Origin of the sequence: Saccharothrix sp. NRRL B-16314 (assembly GCF_000716595.1) — a bacterium.
GTDB lineage: Bacteria > Actinomycetota > Actinomycetes > Mycobacteriales > Pseudonocardiaceae > Actinosynnema.
The window spans coordinates 12,941-28,672 of record NZ_JNXC01000044.1; the positions used below are offsets into that span (position 1 = coordinate 12,941).

At 67.2% G+C, this 15,732-nt stretch carries 10 protein-coding genes and 1 pseudogene; 8 read left to right on the forward strand and 3 right to left on the reverse strand.

What is annotated here, in order from left to right; genetic code table 11:
* Positions 1 to 294: 294 nt before the first annotated feature.
* Genes OQ02_RS36500 through OQ02_RS36510 form a run of 3 tightly spaced genes read right to left on the reverse strand, consistent with a single transcriptional unit; the run spans position 295 to position 9,372 of the window.
* Positions 295 to 714 (reverse strand): hypothetical protein, encoded by a 420-nt coding sequence (locus OQ02_RS36500; RefSeq protein WP_033443249.1) that lies wholly within the window; start codon positions 712 to 714, stop codon positions 295 to 297.
* The gene (locus tag OQ02_RS36505; RefSeq protein ID WP_033443250.1) at positions 711 to 6,575 is read right to left on the reverse strand and encodes an RHS repeat-associated core domain-containing protein; all 5,865 of its coding nucleotides are present in this window, start codon (positions 6,573 to 6,575) and stop codon (positions 711 to 713) included. Before OQ02_RS36505 ends, OQ02_RS36500 begins: the two co-directional genes overlap by 4 nt.
* A complete protein-coding gene (locus OQ02_RS36510) occupies positions 6,487 to 9,372 on the reverse strand; it encodes a DNRLRE domain-containing protein (protein ID WP_033443251.1) in 2,886 nt (961 codons plus the stop codon). Before OQ02_RS36510 ends, OQ02_RS36505 begins: the two co-directional genes overlap by 89 nt.
* Positions 9,373 to 9,903: 531 nt before the next feature.
* On the opposite strand from OQ02_RS36510, the pseudogene OQ02_RS46355 reads away from it, so the two are divergent.
* From OQ02_RS46355 to OQ02_RS36540, 8 genes and pseudogenes are all read left to right on the forward strand, one after another.
* Positions 9,904 to 10,641 (forward strand): annotated as a pseudogene (locus OQ02_RS46355) (ISAzo13 family transposase); the annotation flags it as partial.
* Positions 10,642 to 10,861: 220 nt separating this feature from the next.
* A complete protein-coding gene (locus OQ02_RS41695) occupies positions 10,862 to 11,533 on the forward strand; it encodes a hypothetical protein (RefSeq protein WP_051773245.1) in 672 nt (223 codons plus the stop codon).
* Between the two features lie 723 nt (positions 11,534 to 12,256).
* Positions 12,257 to 12,412: an Lsr2 family DNA-binding protein gene (locus tag OQ02_RS45240; protein ID WP_197043656.1), complete on the forward strand. Its 156-nt coding sequence runs from the start codon at positions 12,257 to 12,259 to the stop codon at positions 12,410 to 12,412.
* Between the two features lie 505 nt (positions 12,413 to 12,917).
* Complete coding sequence (locus tag OQ02_RS47335) at positions 12,918 to 13,088, forward strand: DUF6907 domain-containing protein (protein WP_442973732.1); 171 nt, start codon at positions 12,918 to 12,920, stop codon at positions 13,086 to 13,088.
* On the forward strand, positions 13,021 to 13,323 hold the full coding sequence (locus OQ02_RS36525; RefSeq protein WP_156077532.1) for a hypothetical protein: 303 nt from the start codon (positions 13,021 to 13,023) through the stop codon (positions 13,321 to 13,323). The genes OQ02_RS47335 and OQ02_RS36525 overlap by 68 nt, the downstream gene beginning before the upstream one ends.
* 525 nt (positions 13,324 to 13,848) lie before the next feature.
* Positions 13,849 to 14,529, forward strand: a complete 681-nt coding sequence (locus OQ02_RS36530; RefSeq protein ID WP_156077533.1) for a hypothetical protein — start codon at positions 13,849 to 13,851, stop codon at positions 14,527 to 14,529.
* Positions 14,530 to 14,615: 86 nt separating this feature from the next.
* Positions 14,616 to 15,056, forward strand: a complete 441-nt coding sequence (locus OQ02_RS47040; RefSeq protein WP_033443254.1) for an RHS repeat-associated core domain-containing protein — start codon at positions 14,616 to 14,618, stop codon at positions 15,054 to 15,056.
* Positions 15,053 to 15,547 carry a hypothetical protein gene (locus OQ02_RS36540; RefSeq protein WP_051773246.1) on the forward strand — a complete coding sequence of 165 codons (495 nt, stop codon included), beginning with the start codon at positions 15,053 to 15,055 and terminating at the stop codon, positions 15,545 to 15,547. Before OQ02_RS47040 ends, OQ02_RS36540 begins: the two co-directional genes overlap by 4 nt.
* The last annotated feature ends 185 nt before the right edge of the window (positions 15,548 to 15,732 follow it).

A 15,732-nucleotide genomic window follows, 5' to 3' on the forward strand; every position in this document is an offset into this window, starting at 1 on the left:
ACGAACTCGCGCGCGCTCCGAAGGTGAGTGCTTCGAGATGTTGAGGTAAACATCACCTCCTGACCTGCACGGACGAAATTTTCGGCAAGCACAACGGCACCGGGCCGAGCCGGACGTCGATCAGCCCCCTTGCTGGTGAAGGTGGGCGAAGAAGTTCAGCCATGCGCCAGGCCTCTGACTGACGGCCGCGATTCAAGCAGGCAGTTGTCGCGGCGCAGGCCACCGCCCGCACAGTCACGGCTGCACCTACGGGAACGCCGATCTTGGAACAGTGCCCCGTCCAGGCGCTGCTGTCTACAGGTCGCCGTGCTCGGCGAGGTACGCGGTGACAGTGTCGATTATCCGCTTGACGCGGTTATCCCCCGCTTCGACACCCGCCACCGATTCCGGCCACCAAGGCGGAGCGGATTTGTCCATGACGTGGTCGAACAGGTGGCAGTGCGCGCACCATTCCACGCCGTCCGCGGGGTTGACATTACGCCGGGCCTTGTCCTGCAGCCACTGGGGAGCAGCCGCCAGCTCCGCGGGGTCGGCTCTGCGGTGGCGGACGTAGAACTGGCGCAGCGCCGTAACCCCGCAGTTGGGGCAAGGGGAGTCGACTCGGATCGAAGGCTGCTCCCAAGCACGGTGAAACGCCTGGGACCACGACTCGCCGAACCGGCGTGGAACCACCTGCCAACGGCTGTCGCGGGCACCGTCGTCTGCGGTCGTCATCGCCTTCCCTCGATCCACTCCTGGAGCGCGTTGCCCGAACCGAAGGGCGTGCCGTCCGCTACCGACTGCTCGGAACCGTGCACTTCGTGCTCGAACGTTCCGTGGCGCAGGTAGTAACGGGCGTGGCTGAGTTCGTGGGCGATTGTATTGGCAGCCTCTGCGTCACCGCCCGCCAGGCCCAGTCTGCCGACTCTGATCAGCAGACCGCCGTCGCGACCGCGGGTCGCACCAGCCGACGGGATCCCTGGATCGAACATGACCTTGATCGTTGCACCCGCGCCTCGTAGGTTGATGCCGTAGCGCTTCGCGATCGCCTCCAGGTAGGCATCCGGGTCGTAGCCGGGCGACGTTTCGTAGGTCCGTTCGAACGGACGCGTCGTTCCTGGACGGTAGGCAACTTCATCGGACGATCCGCAGCCCCACAGTCCTGCGGATCGTCCCACCGCGCCGAAAACGTCGGCTCGCAGGAGGCCTCCGGTGTAACAGGCGTTCTCCAGGTATGCCTGGGCCAGGGTCGGTTGTGTGAAACCGGATCCGTACGACGCGGATTCAGGCTGGAACGGCTGCTGGCCGGCGGAATTCTCGACATGGATGACGCCGAGGTCGAGCGCGCTCATGGTGTTGGCGGCGTCGATGGCGGCTTGGACGCCGGCGGCGATGGTTGTGGTGAGAGCTTGGCGGGTGGCGGGGGTGAGTGCGTTGGCGAGCACTTGTTCGGCGTGGTAGTCCGGTACCGGGACTGGTTGCGGCACGGTGGAGCCGCCCGTGTAGTAGCCCGATCCGGGTTTGTGGCCGGATAGGGACGGGCCGGGTGGGGTGGTGGGCGGAGGGGTGTAGCCGGAGCCGGGTTTGACGCCGTCGGGGTAGTTGGCCCGACTGTTCGAAGGCGACGGCTTGGGCTTGGGTTTGAGGTTGATCTTCGGGTGGTGGAAGGTGGCGGTGGTGCCGCCCAGCGGAATGGCGAATCCGGCGCTGCTGGCCGCGCCTGCCAGGGCAAGGAAAGCGAACGATCCGGCCAGGCAGCCGCCCACCGCCACCGGTGCACCTGGGCCGGCCGCCAGTCCGGCCGCGCAGTGCGCGTAGTGGCCGGTGGGGTCGGTGTGGGTGAGGGGGTTGGCGGCGGCGTAGGCGTGGCGGTTGGCGTTGAGCAGGTCGGTGGGGTGGAGGGCGGCGGTGTCGCGGCTGGCGAAGGTGCCTGTGCCGGGTTGGTACCAGCGGGCGCCCATGTTGACGTTGCCCGTGGCGGGGTCGGTCCACTGGTGTTGGTAGCCGAGACCGGGCTGGGTGCCCGCGGATGCCTGGACTGCGCCGAAGGGACCGTAGGTGCGGGATCCGGTGACCTCGCCGGTGGCGGGATCGACGACGGCTACGAGGTCGGTGTGCAGGTCGGTGACGGCGGTCGCGGTGGTGGTGCCCTGCTTGACGCCGAGCGGGGTGCCTCCGGGTGTATGGGTGTAGAGGTCGGTGCCCGCGGAGATGATCGTCTGGCCGGCGCCTTGGTAGGCCAGGGTGTCGTTGCCGGTGCCGACGAGGCGGCCGAAGGCGTCGTAGGTGTTGGTGGTGGCGCCGTCGGTGACGAGTTCGTCGTAGGCGTTGAACGCCAGGTTCACCGTGGTGCCGTCGGTGGTGCGCGAGGCCAGGGTGCCGCGGGCGGTGTACGTGTTGGTCAGGCCGCCGCGGGTGAGCAGGTGGTTGCGCTGGTCGTACGTGGCGGTGGTCGGGCCGTCACGGGTCAGGTTGCCCGCGCCGTCCCAGCCGTAGTCGGTCGTGGTCGAGCCGTTGTTCCAGCTGACCAACCGTCCTGCGTCGTCGTAGCCGTAGGTGTTGGTGCCGGCTCCGGCGAGCCCGGTGGTGGTCTTGCCGGTCAGGCGGTCCTCGGTGTCGAACGTGTAGCCGGTCGAGGCGGTCACCGTGCCGCCGGGCGCTATCAGAACGTCGGTTGCCGGGTGGCCCAAGGCGTCGTAGGTGAACGTGCGGTTGGACGCGCCGGTGCCGTAGTCGATCGCGGTGGCGCGACCAAGTGCGTCCACTGTGTAGGTGGCGGTGCTGCCGGTGATCGGATCCTGTGCCGAGGCCAACCGCCCTGCGGCGTCGTAGCCGTATGTCGTGTCACCTGCCGAGGTGGAGACCGTGGACAGCCGGTTCTGGTTGTCGTAGGCGAACGTCGACGCACCGGATGGCCCGGCGGCGTTGACGAGGTTGCCCCGGTCGTCGTAGGCGTAGGTGTTCATCCCGTCGGATGCGCTTGCGGAGGTCATCCGGCCGGTCCGGTCGTAGCCGAACACCCGGTCCGGTGTGGCCGCCGACGCGCCCGAGCCGGTCTGCTTCAGCAGGTTGCCCAGCGGATCATAGGTGTTGGTGATGCTCACACCGCCCGGCTTGGTCAACACCGAGATCCGGCCGGTCGCGTCGTAGGCCGCGGTGAACGTGCGGTCGACGGCGTTGGGGGTCTGCGCGGTCGCGGGCTCGATGGTCGACTCCGGAAGCCCCCACGCGTTGGTGGTGAACGTCGTGGAATCGCCGTTGCCGTTCGTGACACGGGTGACGTTGCCACCCGCGTCGTAGCCGTAACCGGTCGTGATTCCGCCGGGGCGGGTGATGGACCGCATCCGGTTGAGGGCGTCGTAGGCCCAGGTCGTCGTCTTGCCGAGGCTGTCGGTGGCGCTGACCCGGTTGCCTGCGTCGTCGTAGGCGAACGTGCGGGAGCGCAGGGTGGTGCCGGCTGGGTCCACGTCGGCCGTGGTGATGAGTCGACCGGCCGGATCGTATGTCGCTGTGGTCTTGCCACCGAGGGGGTCGGTAGCCGTGACGAGTCGTCCGAAGGCGTCGTAGGCGGCGGTGCTGACGTTGCCCAGCGCGTCGGACGTCCAGACCAGGTTCCCGAGGTCGTCGTAGAGGTGCTTCGTCTCGTGGCCGTCGGGGGTGACGACTTCGCTGAGCCGGTTCACGCGGTCGTAGTCGAAGCGTGTCGTCAGGTTGCGGGTGGGGGCCGGAATGCGCTCGACGACCGTGGAGGTGATCCGGCTGCCCAGCATGTCGTAGGTCGCGAAGGTTTGAGCGCCGGTCGGGTCGGTCGTGGACAGCTGTTGACCGGTCGGGTCGAACGTGGCGGTCCACACGCCGCGCTGGTCCTGTCCGGGCAGGAGCGGGTCGGTTCGCCGCACCTGGTTGCCCAGTTGGTCGTAGCCGAAGTCGGTGGTGTTGCCTGCCGGGTCTGTCGTGCCGCTGACCCGGCCGAGGCTGTCGTAGGCGGTGGCAGTGGTGGCCGTGATCGGTTGCGCCGTGGACGGTGGCGCGTAGGTCGGTAGCGTTGTTCTGGTCGGCCTGCCTGCGGCGTCGCGCTCGGTGCGGGTTCTCTGCCCCAGGGCGTCAAGTGAATCGACGACCTCGCCGTAGGTGTTGTAACCGATCTTCTCCGTGGGGAAGGTCGTAGTCGGCGCGGCACCGTTGGTCTCGGTCTGCACGGCCGGACTCGTACGGGTGACCAACCTGCCGGCGTTGTCGTAGCCGAAGGTCCTCGTGTGGCCGTTGCCGCGTGGATCGGTGATGGTCAGCGGCAAGCCCTGCTCGTCACGCGTGGTGGTGGTTACCAGCGTGGACGGTCCCGCGTGGACGGTTCGGGTGAGTTCGCGGCCGAGGGCGTCATGGGTGTAGTCAGTCCGGGCGACCTCGGAGCCGACGGGGTTTTTGGTTACTTCTGTGGTGATGTTGTCGTTGGAGTCGTAGGTGTAGACCTTCGAACGGACGTGGCCGGTGTGGTAGCACGGCCAGCAGTCGTTGTCGTTGTCGCGTCTTTCCACCACCCGACCGCCCGGGTCACGGACGTATTTCGTGTGCTGGATGCCGCCCCACGTGTCCAGCCCGGTGAGCTGGCCGGCTCCGTTAAAGCGGTAGATGTGGAGGTTGACGTCCTTGACCGCACCGGTCACCGGGTCCTTGTACCCGAGGAGCGTCTCCGTCTGGAGCATGCCGGTGAACGCGTACTGGTATCCCGTCGTGCGCCCCATGGCGTCGGTGCGGCTGGCCAGTTGGCCGACCGGGTCGTAGGCCCGGGACTCCAGCACGACGTCGCGCGGTTCACCGCCGTCACCGGTAAAGCCCTTCACCGTGGTGGTGGCGGGCTGGTGCAGCGTCTGCGTGTAGGTGTAGGTGAACTCGGTGCCGGCGGCGTCCACGAGGCGGGTGCGTTGGCCCATCACGTCGTACTCGGTGCGGGTCACCGCACCGAGTGGATCGGTCGTGGTGGCGACGCGGCCGAAGGCGTCGTAGGTGAAGCTCGTACTGCGGCCGGGGTCGTTGAGGGCGGCGTCGTCGATCTTGGTGGAGGCCGTTGTGCCGTCCGGGTTGTAGGTGTTCGTGGTGCGCTTGCGGTGTGCCACACCGGTGACCGCGTTCGTCACGGCCGCCTCGGTGCGGGTGACGAGGCGGGACAGACCGTCGTAGGTGTAGGTGGTCGTCGCCCCGTTCGGGACGGTGGACGACACGACCTTCTCGTTGATCAGTCGACCGAGCCCGTCGTACAGCCTGACGGTCTTCCTCCCTGCCGGATCGGTGATCTCCCGCAGGTTGCCGCGGCTGGTGTAGGCGTAGGTGGTGACGCCGCCGCCCGCGTTGGTCTCGGTGAGCACGAGGCCGGCGGGCATGGTGCCGCCTTCGACGGCCGGTTCGGCGCCCGTCGTGTAGGTGATGGACGTCGAACGGCGTGACGTCGCGTCCGCCCCGGGCAATGTGGTTCCCGCGAGGTCACCTGAAGGGGTGTAGGAGTAAGTCTTGAGGAAGGCGTCGTTGGTGGCGCTTCCCGACCTGGCGTCGCGGTGTTCGATGACGCGGTCGTTGCGCGGGTCCAGTGGGTCCGCGGCGTTGAGGTAGTACTTGGTGTATCTGGTGTACTTGCCGCTGGTCGTGCTGTTCCAGCCGACGGTCTCGGAGAGCCTGTTGCCCCTGGCGTCGTTGACGAACGTCTCCAACACGTTGTTGGCGTTGACGGTCTTGTTGAGGAAGCCGCCGGTGTCGTAGCCGAACGTCTTGGTCGCGTTGCCGGGTCGCGTGATGCTGGTGAGACGGCCGCCGCGGCTCGGGTCGAACGTCTGGGTGGTGGCCTGGCCGACCGGGTTGGTCATGGTCGCCACGGTCTGTGTCTTCGACACGAGGGTGAGCGGGGCCAGGGTCCACGTCCCGCCGTTGGCGTCGACATGCATGCGCGCCCGGTCGGTGGCGTTGTCGTAGGCGATCTGGGCAGCGACGCGTCCTCCGGGCAGCGTGATCTTCGCCAGCACCTGGGAGGCGGCGGTGGCGTTCCAGTGCTCGGTGACCGTGCCGGCGCTGAGCGGCCGGTCGTAGATCGCGACGTCGGAGATGGTGCCGTTGAAGTGACCCCAGTCGTCCGCCGGGCGGGCGGGCCAGCCGCGGCTCGTCATCAGGCCAGCGCCGATGTGGGTATAGGCGTCCACGTGCGCGATGCGGCCGCTCTGGCTGCCCACCGCCTGCCCGTCGAGGTACAGCGTCTGGGTGTCCAACGCCCCGGACAGCACCACGTGGTGCCACTTGCCGTCGTTGACCGGCGCGGCGGTCGAGATGCCGGCGACGACGTCGTTCCAGAAGTGCCCGTAGAGCTTGCCGTCCGTGCCGACGTAGAGGATTGGCGCGGAGCCACCGGTCGGGGTTGTGTTGGGCTGGGCCTGGCCGGTGGTGCCCAGGAGCACACCGCCTGCGGTCGAGCTCGTCTTGAACCACAGTTCGGCAGCCAGGTGGCGCTTCGTGCCGATGACGCGGTCAGGCAGGCGCAGGAAGGAGGTGGTGCCATCGAACGCACCGGAGCCGATGGCCGAGCCTGGCATCGCGCCGGGCGCGCCCAGGGTCACGCTGGTGTATGTGCCGTTGGCCCTGTGGCCCGCCGATCGGGGCGCGATTCTCCGCGGTGGTGCCGGTGGCCTCGTCGAACCGCCAGTACGCTGCCGGGTTGGCGTCGAGCACGACATTGCGGTAGTGGACGACACCGCTGTAGTCGTAGGTGGTGCACCCGCCGGTGGGGTCGCAGACCTTGGTCAGCTTGTCGCCGTCGTAGGTGTAGCTCCACGTCAACGTGACGGTCGAGCTGGTGGTGACCTGGGTGACGTGCCCGCCGGTCCAGGTGAACCGCAGACTCCGGGTGGAGACCGTGTCAGTCGCCGAGCTGAGTCGGCCGCCGGTGTCGTAGGCCAGTGTCTGGCTGCGGCCGAAGTCGTCGGTGATCGAGGTGAGTTTGCCCGCCGCGTCAAAGGTATAGTTGACGTAGCCCTTGGTTACCAACTTCCAACCGCCGCCGGTGATCTGCACCAGGGTGGCGAACCTTCCCGGCGGCGGCGCGTAGCTGCCGTCGGTGTTGCGACCGAAGCGGGCCTGCTGCCCCTCGGGGTAGGTGACCACGACGTTGCCCGAACCGTCGGTGTCGGGCCTGATCGTGGTGTCCCAGCGAGTGGACCAGCCGGCTCCGAACGCCAGGTTCCGGCGCGGGTCGAGGCTGTTATAGTTGCGCACCACCGACAGCGCGGGCCCGACCGCACTGGCGACCGCGTCGGTCGCCGACGTCGTGTAGTTGCCCACACCCGGATCCACGGCCCCGCCGGGATCGGTGGACGAGGCGCCGAGGTGGCTGGTGATCGCGGGCTGCGGGACCTGCGCCGTCAGGTAGGAGCCCTGGCTCAACGGACTGTTGCTGCCCCAGTCCCCCACCGAGCCGTACCAGACGTAGGACTTGCCCCAGGTCATCTTGCCCGCGGGCACCGTCCAGGTGGACGACGAGATCCACCCGGACTCGGTGCAATTCTGCTGTCCGTCACCGCCTGCGTCGCACATCTTGAACAGGTACGCCAGCCCGTGGCCGGGGTGGTTGTCCGGATCCCGGCCACTGATCGCCAGCGTGGGTGTCAGCACCTCGGCGACGTAGTTGCTGGGCGGTGACATCGACTCCAGCACCGGGATCTGGTTGGCGACGGTGAACGTCACCGCCTGCGACATCGGCACGCCGGTCGAGCTGAATTTGGTGGTGCCGTAGTGATCCATGTCGAAGTGCAGCTTGTAGGCGCCCGGCTTGAGCTTGCCGATCGTCGCCGACACCGTCGCGGTCTGTCCCGGCGCGACGTCGTGCGGCACCGAGGTCTGCGCGACACCGCCCAGCTCCGTTCCGGCGCTGTCCCACAACCGGTAGCTGAGCTTGTAGTTGCTGCCCGGCGTCCAGGTGTCCCGACCGTGGTTGGTGACGGTAACCTGCATCCTGCCGTCCTGGGTAGACGTCAGCGGGGTGGTCATCGCCCCGACGTCGTAGGTCGCCCAATACGGGTTGTAGGTGATCTCCAGGTATGGAGGGTTCGCGCTGTTGCGGCTCGCGAACTTCTTCCAACCGTAGCTGTCGGACTCCGACGCCCGTACAGTCAAGCCGTTGTTGGCGGCACCGTGCGTCCACCCGTGCACCACGTTGCGCCCGTAGTCGCCCAACTCGATCTTCTGCCACGCGCCGCCCGGGCTGCACCCGCTGTAGCCGCTGTAGCCGCTGGCGAAGCTCGCGCTGCCCAACACGCCGCCGAAGGACGGCCCCGGCCACGACTTGTTGCCCGACACGGTCCAGCCCTGCGTCACCTCGTGCGCCCACACGGTGCGCGCCTGGCACGAGTAGGACCACGTGTTGTACAACCACAGGTTGGCGCCCAGGACGTACTGTCCGGTCAGAGCCGAGCCGACCGAGTCGAACTTGAGGAACCCGTTCGCCTTGTTCGTGCCGCCGTCGAACGTGCCCACGCTGAAGTTCGGGTCACCGGAGTAGTCGTTGGTCCACGGCGCCTGTACGAACGTCGTGCCGTCCGCCGTCTGCGCCATCACGCTCGGGTCCGCCTTCACCGGGAACACCCGCGCCGGATCCGCCAACCACGCCCGGTCCAAGCTCACGTGCAGCACGTCGCCGTCCAGGCGATACGCCACGCCCCACGACCGGGCACCCTCGCCCGAACGCGGGTCGATCGCCGAGTCCTCCATGAACCCCGGCGGGATCACCGCCTGCACCACGCCCGAGGAATCCTCCAGCCGCACGGAACCCGCGTCCAACGATGCGGTCAACCCGTTGAGCCGCATCGGGAAGTCCCACTCGGTCGGCGCATCAGCCGACTCCAGGACCAACGTCTCCTTGATCCCGCCCGGTGACGCCACCAACTCCAGGTCGACACCACCACGCACGTCGGAGTACGTGATCGTCCCGCCGTCGACCCGTCCGCGCGCATTCGCCGCACCGGCCACGCCGTAACCGAACGACACCCCCGGCGCCAACTCCAACGACACCACCGTCGACGCGTCGGCCGACTCGGCGAACCGCTTGCCCATCGAGTCCGACCTGCTCCGCCAGGTGGTGTCGTCCCACACCAGAGACAAGTCGATCGGAACCCACAAACCGTTGCGCGAAAAGAACTTGCGCCCTTGGAACATCCGACGCGTCTGCGTGCCGTCCGGGTTGACGAACACCTGCGTGTCGCGCGACCGCTTGTTCAACAGCTCACGACTGGCACCCTGTTCGAACCCGCGGACACTCCCCGCCGTCGCAGGCTCGCCACCGACCCCCACCACCGTTTCCGGCGCCAGCGCCACGTCGCCCAACTCCGGATCCGGGTACCGGACGTCGTTCGGAAAGACCACCCGTCGCGGGTGGCGCGTCGGGTACCTCGCCCGGCTTCTCCTCCGCCGCGGTCTGCTCGCTCGTCGCCTCGTGACTGCGCCCGGCCGCCGATCCCCACTCCTGCTGCGGAATCTCACCGACCACCCGAGGCTGCCCGGCACTAGCGGCAGCACCGCCGACCGAACCCGGCACCACCAACGAAAGCACGACGGACAACGCCACAACACGGACAGCACGACGCACCGGGCCCACCGTCACTCCTCAGCACAAGCGAGGCGACACGACGAAGCCTCAACGAGCCAGAAGGAATCCTCACCTACCGGGAGCCCTGATGACGATCGGCTGAAAAGTGATTGTCGCCATCCGCTGCCATGTAACGCTCACTCTCGGTGGACGACAACGGCCATAAAATCACACTTTGGTCACGCAGCGCACCGACACCGTTTGACCAACAAGATCTCTTCGCCGTAGCTAGCTGACCACGAGAATCTCGATCCTCGATCGCGCTCCGCGCAGAAGCGCGAATACTTCCTGAGCAACTCCGGGTCTAGGGCGCGCAGCACCCGGACCGGGACGCCCAGTTCCGCTATATCAACGAGCGGGTCAAGTGGCACCAGGCCGAGGGCGAGCCAGCAATCAGCGTGGACACCAAGAAGAAGGAGATGCTCGGCCGACTGCCCAACGCCTGGCGACAATGGCGTTCCGAGGGAGACCCGGTCGAGGTGGAGGACCACAGCTTCTTCACCGCACCGAAAGGCGAGGTGGCGATTCCCTACGGGATCTACGACATGGCGGCCGACACCGGCTGGGTGAACGTGGGCGTCGACCATGACACCTCGACCTTCGCCGTCGCGTCGATCCGCCGTCGGTGGCAGGCCCGCGGCCGGATCGACTACCCCGATGCGACCCGGCTGCTGATCACGGCGGATGCCGGCGGCTCCAACAACCACCGCTACCGCGTCTGGAAGTCCGAGCCGGCCAACCTGGCCGTCGAGACCGGCTGCACATCACGGTCTGCCACTTCCCGCCCGGCACCTCGAAGTGGAACAAGATCGAGCACCGGCTGTTCTCCCACATCACCTCGAACTGGCGCGGCAGGCCGCTGACCAGTCATGAAGTCGTCGTCCGGTCCATCGCCGCCACCCGGACCCGTGCCGGACTGCGAGTGGAGGCCGAACTCGATTCCCGCGCCTACCCGTTGGGGATCGCCGTGAGCAAGGAACACCTGACGCGGTTGGCGGTCGACCATCATGCCGAACGTGGTGCGTGGAACTACACCATCAGCCCTCGCGGCCCCTTCACCACAGCGACGCCGATGGCTTCGGTCCCGGACCGGACCCGCCGGGAAGCCCTCGCGATCCTCTCCGATCCGGAGCTCACCGGCATGCGTCCCGAAGCGCTGAAAGCCCTGACAGAGCAACTGATCCCGCACCTCGAGGCATCACGCGAAGAACACCTTCACCGGCAGCGAGGAGCCGCCTGCGGCAGGTCGGAAGTCATGGCCGCCCCATGCTCACCGGTGCCGACAAGGTCCTGGTGACCGTGCTCTACCTGCGCCACGTGTGCTCGCAGAACGTATTGGCGGACATGCTGGGCATCACCCAGCGCACCCTCGGCCCAGCGATCAAGGAGGTCCGCCGGGCACTTGCGGCGCAAAGGGTCACGATCACGCCCACCACCCTGTGCTTGCCCACCCGCCACGATGTCATCGCCTTCGTCCGGTACGGCACACCCGACGCCGGCCGATTCCACCTCTCCCAAGCCCTGTCCGATCCCGTATTGACCCGAATGAGCAGACAGGATCTCACCGTGCTGACCGAACGTCTCTCGGCGCGGCAGGCGGCCTTGATCGAGAAGCGCCGACACCGACAGGGCGGCGGCCCCCGCCAACCAGGAAGCCGAGGCGGCGTGTTCCGCCAGAAGATCACCGACACGGAGCGGATCCTGGCCGCAGTCCTCTACGGGCGCGAAATCGGAACGCGACCCGTTCTCGCCCATGCCTTCGGCGTCAGCCTCAGCACCCTCAACAACGCGCTCGCCGACGCCCTACCCGTTCTCCACGAAGCAGGAATCACACTGCCCCTGGCCACCATCCGCTTCCGCACCGGAGCCGAACTGCTCGCCAGTGTCGGCAACCCACCCGACGAGCACCCCATCGGCAGCGACACACCGACAAGTTGATTCTTTACGGCTCCACCTGCTGCGCAACAGATTCCGCTATGCTGGCCGCCGGCACCGGGACATGATCGTCAGTGGCCTCAAGCCGGTCTGCACCGCACCGACCGAGGCCGCGACGAAGTGCGGTTCACGGCCGCCGGACGCAAGTATTCACCGCGCGAGCGGGATGGTCCCCCAAGCCCGCCGCCAGCGTGCGTCGACGTTCGTCTTCCCCGCGCGAGCGGGGATGGTCCGCAGGTCGGACGCGGCGAGTTCCAGGCGGAGCGGCGACCGGTAGCTAATGTATCGGAAACCTTCGAGCCCCGAACGGCCCAGCCTTGCTGCCGGCCACGTTCCTAGTCGAGTGCAAGAACTGGAGCAGCCCAGTCGACAACGGAACGCTTGGATACTTCATCAACACCCTCGCCAACCGCAGTGTCGAGGTGGGGCTGATGATCGCGGCCTGCGGTATCACCGGCGACCCCCAGAACGCGTCCTACGCTCATTCCCTTCTACTCCAGGCGTCAGCACGCGGCATCAGGGTCTTAGTGATCACGACGGAGGAACTCACCGCCCTCAGCCGGACGTCAGACTTCGTCGAGTTGCTGAACAGGCGCTACCTCCGTGCCATGGCAAGTGGGATGGGATTCCCCAATTGGACAACCTCACCATCGCCGAACTGGTCGTCCCGCCCCGATCGACCCACTCGCACCCCACAGGAGATCCGCGACGCCGCGCGAGCGCATCGTGATCGGCAACCAACCCGAACCCGCCCAGCGCGCTACGAGGACGGTCGACCCGACGCTGGTCCGGGCGTGGGCGCGCCGAACCGGCAGGCAGGTGGCCGATCGCGGCCGGATCTCGCAGGACGTCGTCGACGCCTACGAAGCCGCTCACGGCTGATCACGCGCGCCAGCGGGTGCAGTGGATCACTCCGTGCACAGCACTGAATTCGGTGACCTCACGGCAGTCGACCTCCGAGCGGACCCATCTGCACAACCGGTTTCCCGGTTGCACGACCGTCCGCGCTGTCCCGTCTCCGGACATGGTCAAGACCAGCGGACACCGCCTCGTCTCGAGTGAAGAGGCAGTCCGCGTCACGCGGTCAGCGGCGACCGCACGACACCCGTTCAGCCCAGCAGGCACCACCCGTTCAGCGCTACGGCGAGGACGACCAATCGCCGTATGTACCACAAGACGATTAATCGGAACTCATTTGATGCACAAGCACCACTCAAGCCGAGTCGAGACATCCAAAACCAGCACATCACCGCACAAAAGGAGCACAAATATGACGGACGGCACTGCATACGACAAGCTCACCAAGGACCAACTGTCGGGCGTCAGTTGCATCCACTGCGGACGCGTTCCAGTCAATCTGAAGGTAGTCCAAGAAAGTCGCGACACGATGCTGGTTGCCTGCTCAGACGAAGATCGCGTGATGTGCGAGCGCAAGGTTTTCTGGCTGGATTCACCTTGCCCGCCGTGGTGTAATGGGCTACACGCGGATAATGACCACCCCGATGATCGCAATCACTATTCTTCTTGGCAGGGCAGGGGTGCCGTTGATCAACGATAAGGCGGAAACCTGCGGCGACCTGTCGGAGGGGCCGTTTCAACCGGAGTACGTCGCGCTCCACATTCGCCAGATGGTCCGTGAGCATGGTGCCGCGATCTGGTGCGGCCTGGGCGAGACCGCGAAAGGCTGGCACCTCACTCCCACGGAAGCTCGCACCTTGGCCAAGGTGTTGATGGAGGCCGCCGATTTGACCTCTATTGCTCCGAAGATGGCGCCGACCATCAAGGCTGCGTGACCGGCCGCCTCCACCTGGGCGACAGCAGGAGCACCTTGGCAGACGTCCGTACCGGTTCGGGCCAACTCCGTGCTTGCCCGGCCCGCTGGGAGGAGCGTCGTGCGAGCGGTGGCGGAGCTTCAGCAGTGAGAGGACCGATTGCGACCGCATCGAGTCATCGGAGGTGGCAGCCAGCCGACCCACGCGGAGGTCCGATGAGCTACTCGCCGATCGACCAACCGCAAGCAAGATCAAACGGCGATTTGGCGGCGACGGGAACGCGGCGGAAGTTGCTGGAACCCGACTTGACCGTCGGGAACGACCGGCTCTGACCTGCGCGAGGCGAGAAAGCGCAGGTCAGGGCCGGACCCCCATATCTTGACCCGGTTTGTCTCCGACCACGTCGAGGCGGCGCGGGTGGCCCGCGACCGCACGACCCGCCGACACGCTTTGCGCGTTCACGCCACCCGTCGCACCGCACCGTGGCGGGAGGACGCCGGGCCAACCAACTCCGGACCCGGCGGCATTGCTCCTGTCGTGCCCGCCTTGAGCGACGTGCTGCGCGCGGCGGTGGCGGGACGGCTCGCCGTCCGCGATGACCCAGCCGACATCATGCACAACCTGCTCCGCCCGCTCTTGGCCGTGACCACCGACGAGGAGGGCGCCGCGCGGATGCCGGTAGCCGCAGTACCCCTCGAACCCGCCGACACCACTGCGGGGCCAGCGACCACAACCGAGTTGCTGCGAATGGCTGGGATCAGAGCTCTGGAAACCCGGTCGAGGGCGACCTTCGTCGATGCCGTTGACCACTTGGTCCGCATGGCGAGCCGTTCCGCCACGACCCACCACGCGGAACTCATGCTCAGCGTGCTGGGTGCCGTGGCGTGCCGGTTCGACCCCCGCAGTGCCCACTACGTCCTCGACCGGCTGCGCGACAGCTCACCGGAAGGGCGGGCTGCGGGCATGTGGCGGATCGGTGCCGCCGCGCTGGTCTGCGGAACGTTGTCCGTGGCGGTGTCAGCCGCACGGCACCTGGCCTCGACATCGGACAGTACGACCCTGTTCTCGATCAGCGATCATGACGAGGCGATAACCGACGAACGGTTCCGGGCTGCCGTCTATGGCGAGTACCTGGGCGACGCACCCGAGACCACCTTGAGAGGATTCCTCGCGTTCATTCAGCGCGTGCAAGCCCTTCCTGGGTATTCGCCAACCACCGGACCGTGATGACGTCGACCTCGACTCCGGTCATCCTGAACGGCTGATCGAGGTCAGCCGACCCGCGCGGCGAAGGCTTCGCTACGTTCGCCGCCTTGGGCCAGTACCACGACGCGGAGACCGGCCTGCACTACAACCACTTCCGGTTCTACGACCCCAGGACCGCGAGGTACGTCTCCGCCGACCCGCTGGGGCTCGGCGGCGGCTACGCTCCGCACAGTTACGTCCGCAACCCCGGCACGTGGTTCGACCCGCTGGGTCTGACCGAGGACAGCCCCGTCGGGACGGTCGTCAACGACAGGGGCGTGCGAGTGCAGGCTTACTCCAACGACCACGCTCCCCCGCACGCCCATGTCAAGGGCGGTGGCGCGGAAACCCGGACCGGCCAGAACGGCAAACCGCTGGAGGGCGACCCCGAGTTGTCACGCAGGCAGCAGCAGGTCGTAGACGACCACATCCGGGAGATCCGCAACGCCATCCGCCGGGACATGCGCCGCTACCGACCCTGCGGGGGCTCGGGAGGAGGGTCGTCGTGACCGAGCACGATCGGTTCCCGGAGTTCGTCGCGGCGACCGGCTTGCAGGACGTGGACGTGAACGCGGGCGTGCACGACGAACACGTGCGGCACGAGGTGTACCTGCGTGCGTTGGCGGACGCCACACCACCCGACGGCCTCCCGGTCATCACGCGCGTGCTCGGAGATCCGGACCAGGTGATGGCGGTGGCCGCCGTCGTATGGCACCTGGATCGGATGGGCGAGTCACACCCGGACTTCGACACCTGGGCGGAAGCGGTGCTGCCAGTGCTCGGCGGTCGCGAGTTCCCGACGCGCCGAGTCGCCGAGTGGCGCTTGTACCGGGATCTGGTGGCGGGCGGTGAACCGGATCGCGATCGACTGCGAGAGGCGTCGGACTGGTTGCAGCGCAAGGTGGCCAACAACCTGACCAGGCCTGCGGTGCTGGAGGTGTTGGCCGAAGTCGGCCGGACCAAGCGAGTGCGCAACATCGCCAAGTCGAAGATCCGATGACCGCCTGGTTCGACGGAGGTGTCTGGCGTCCACGATGTGCTCCGTGTGCAGCAGCTCGCGGCGATCAAGCTCGGCATGGGTTCTCCGAGGACTTGCACGTCGGTGACGGTCGCGTCGGGTGGTGAGCACCTTCACGACCAAGTGCGGCGATCCCACAACGATGGTGTGCCTGCCGACAACCTCAT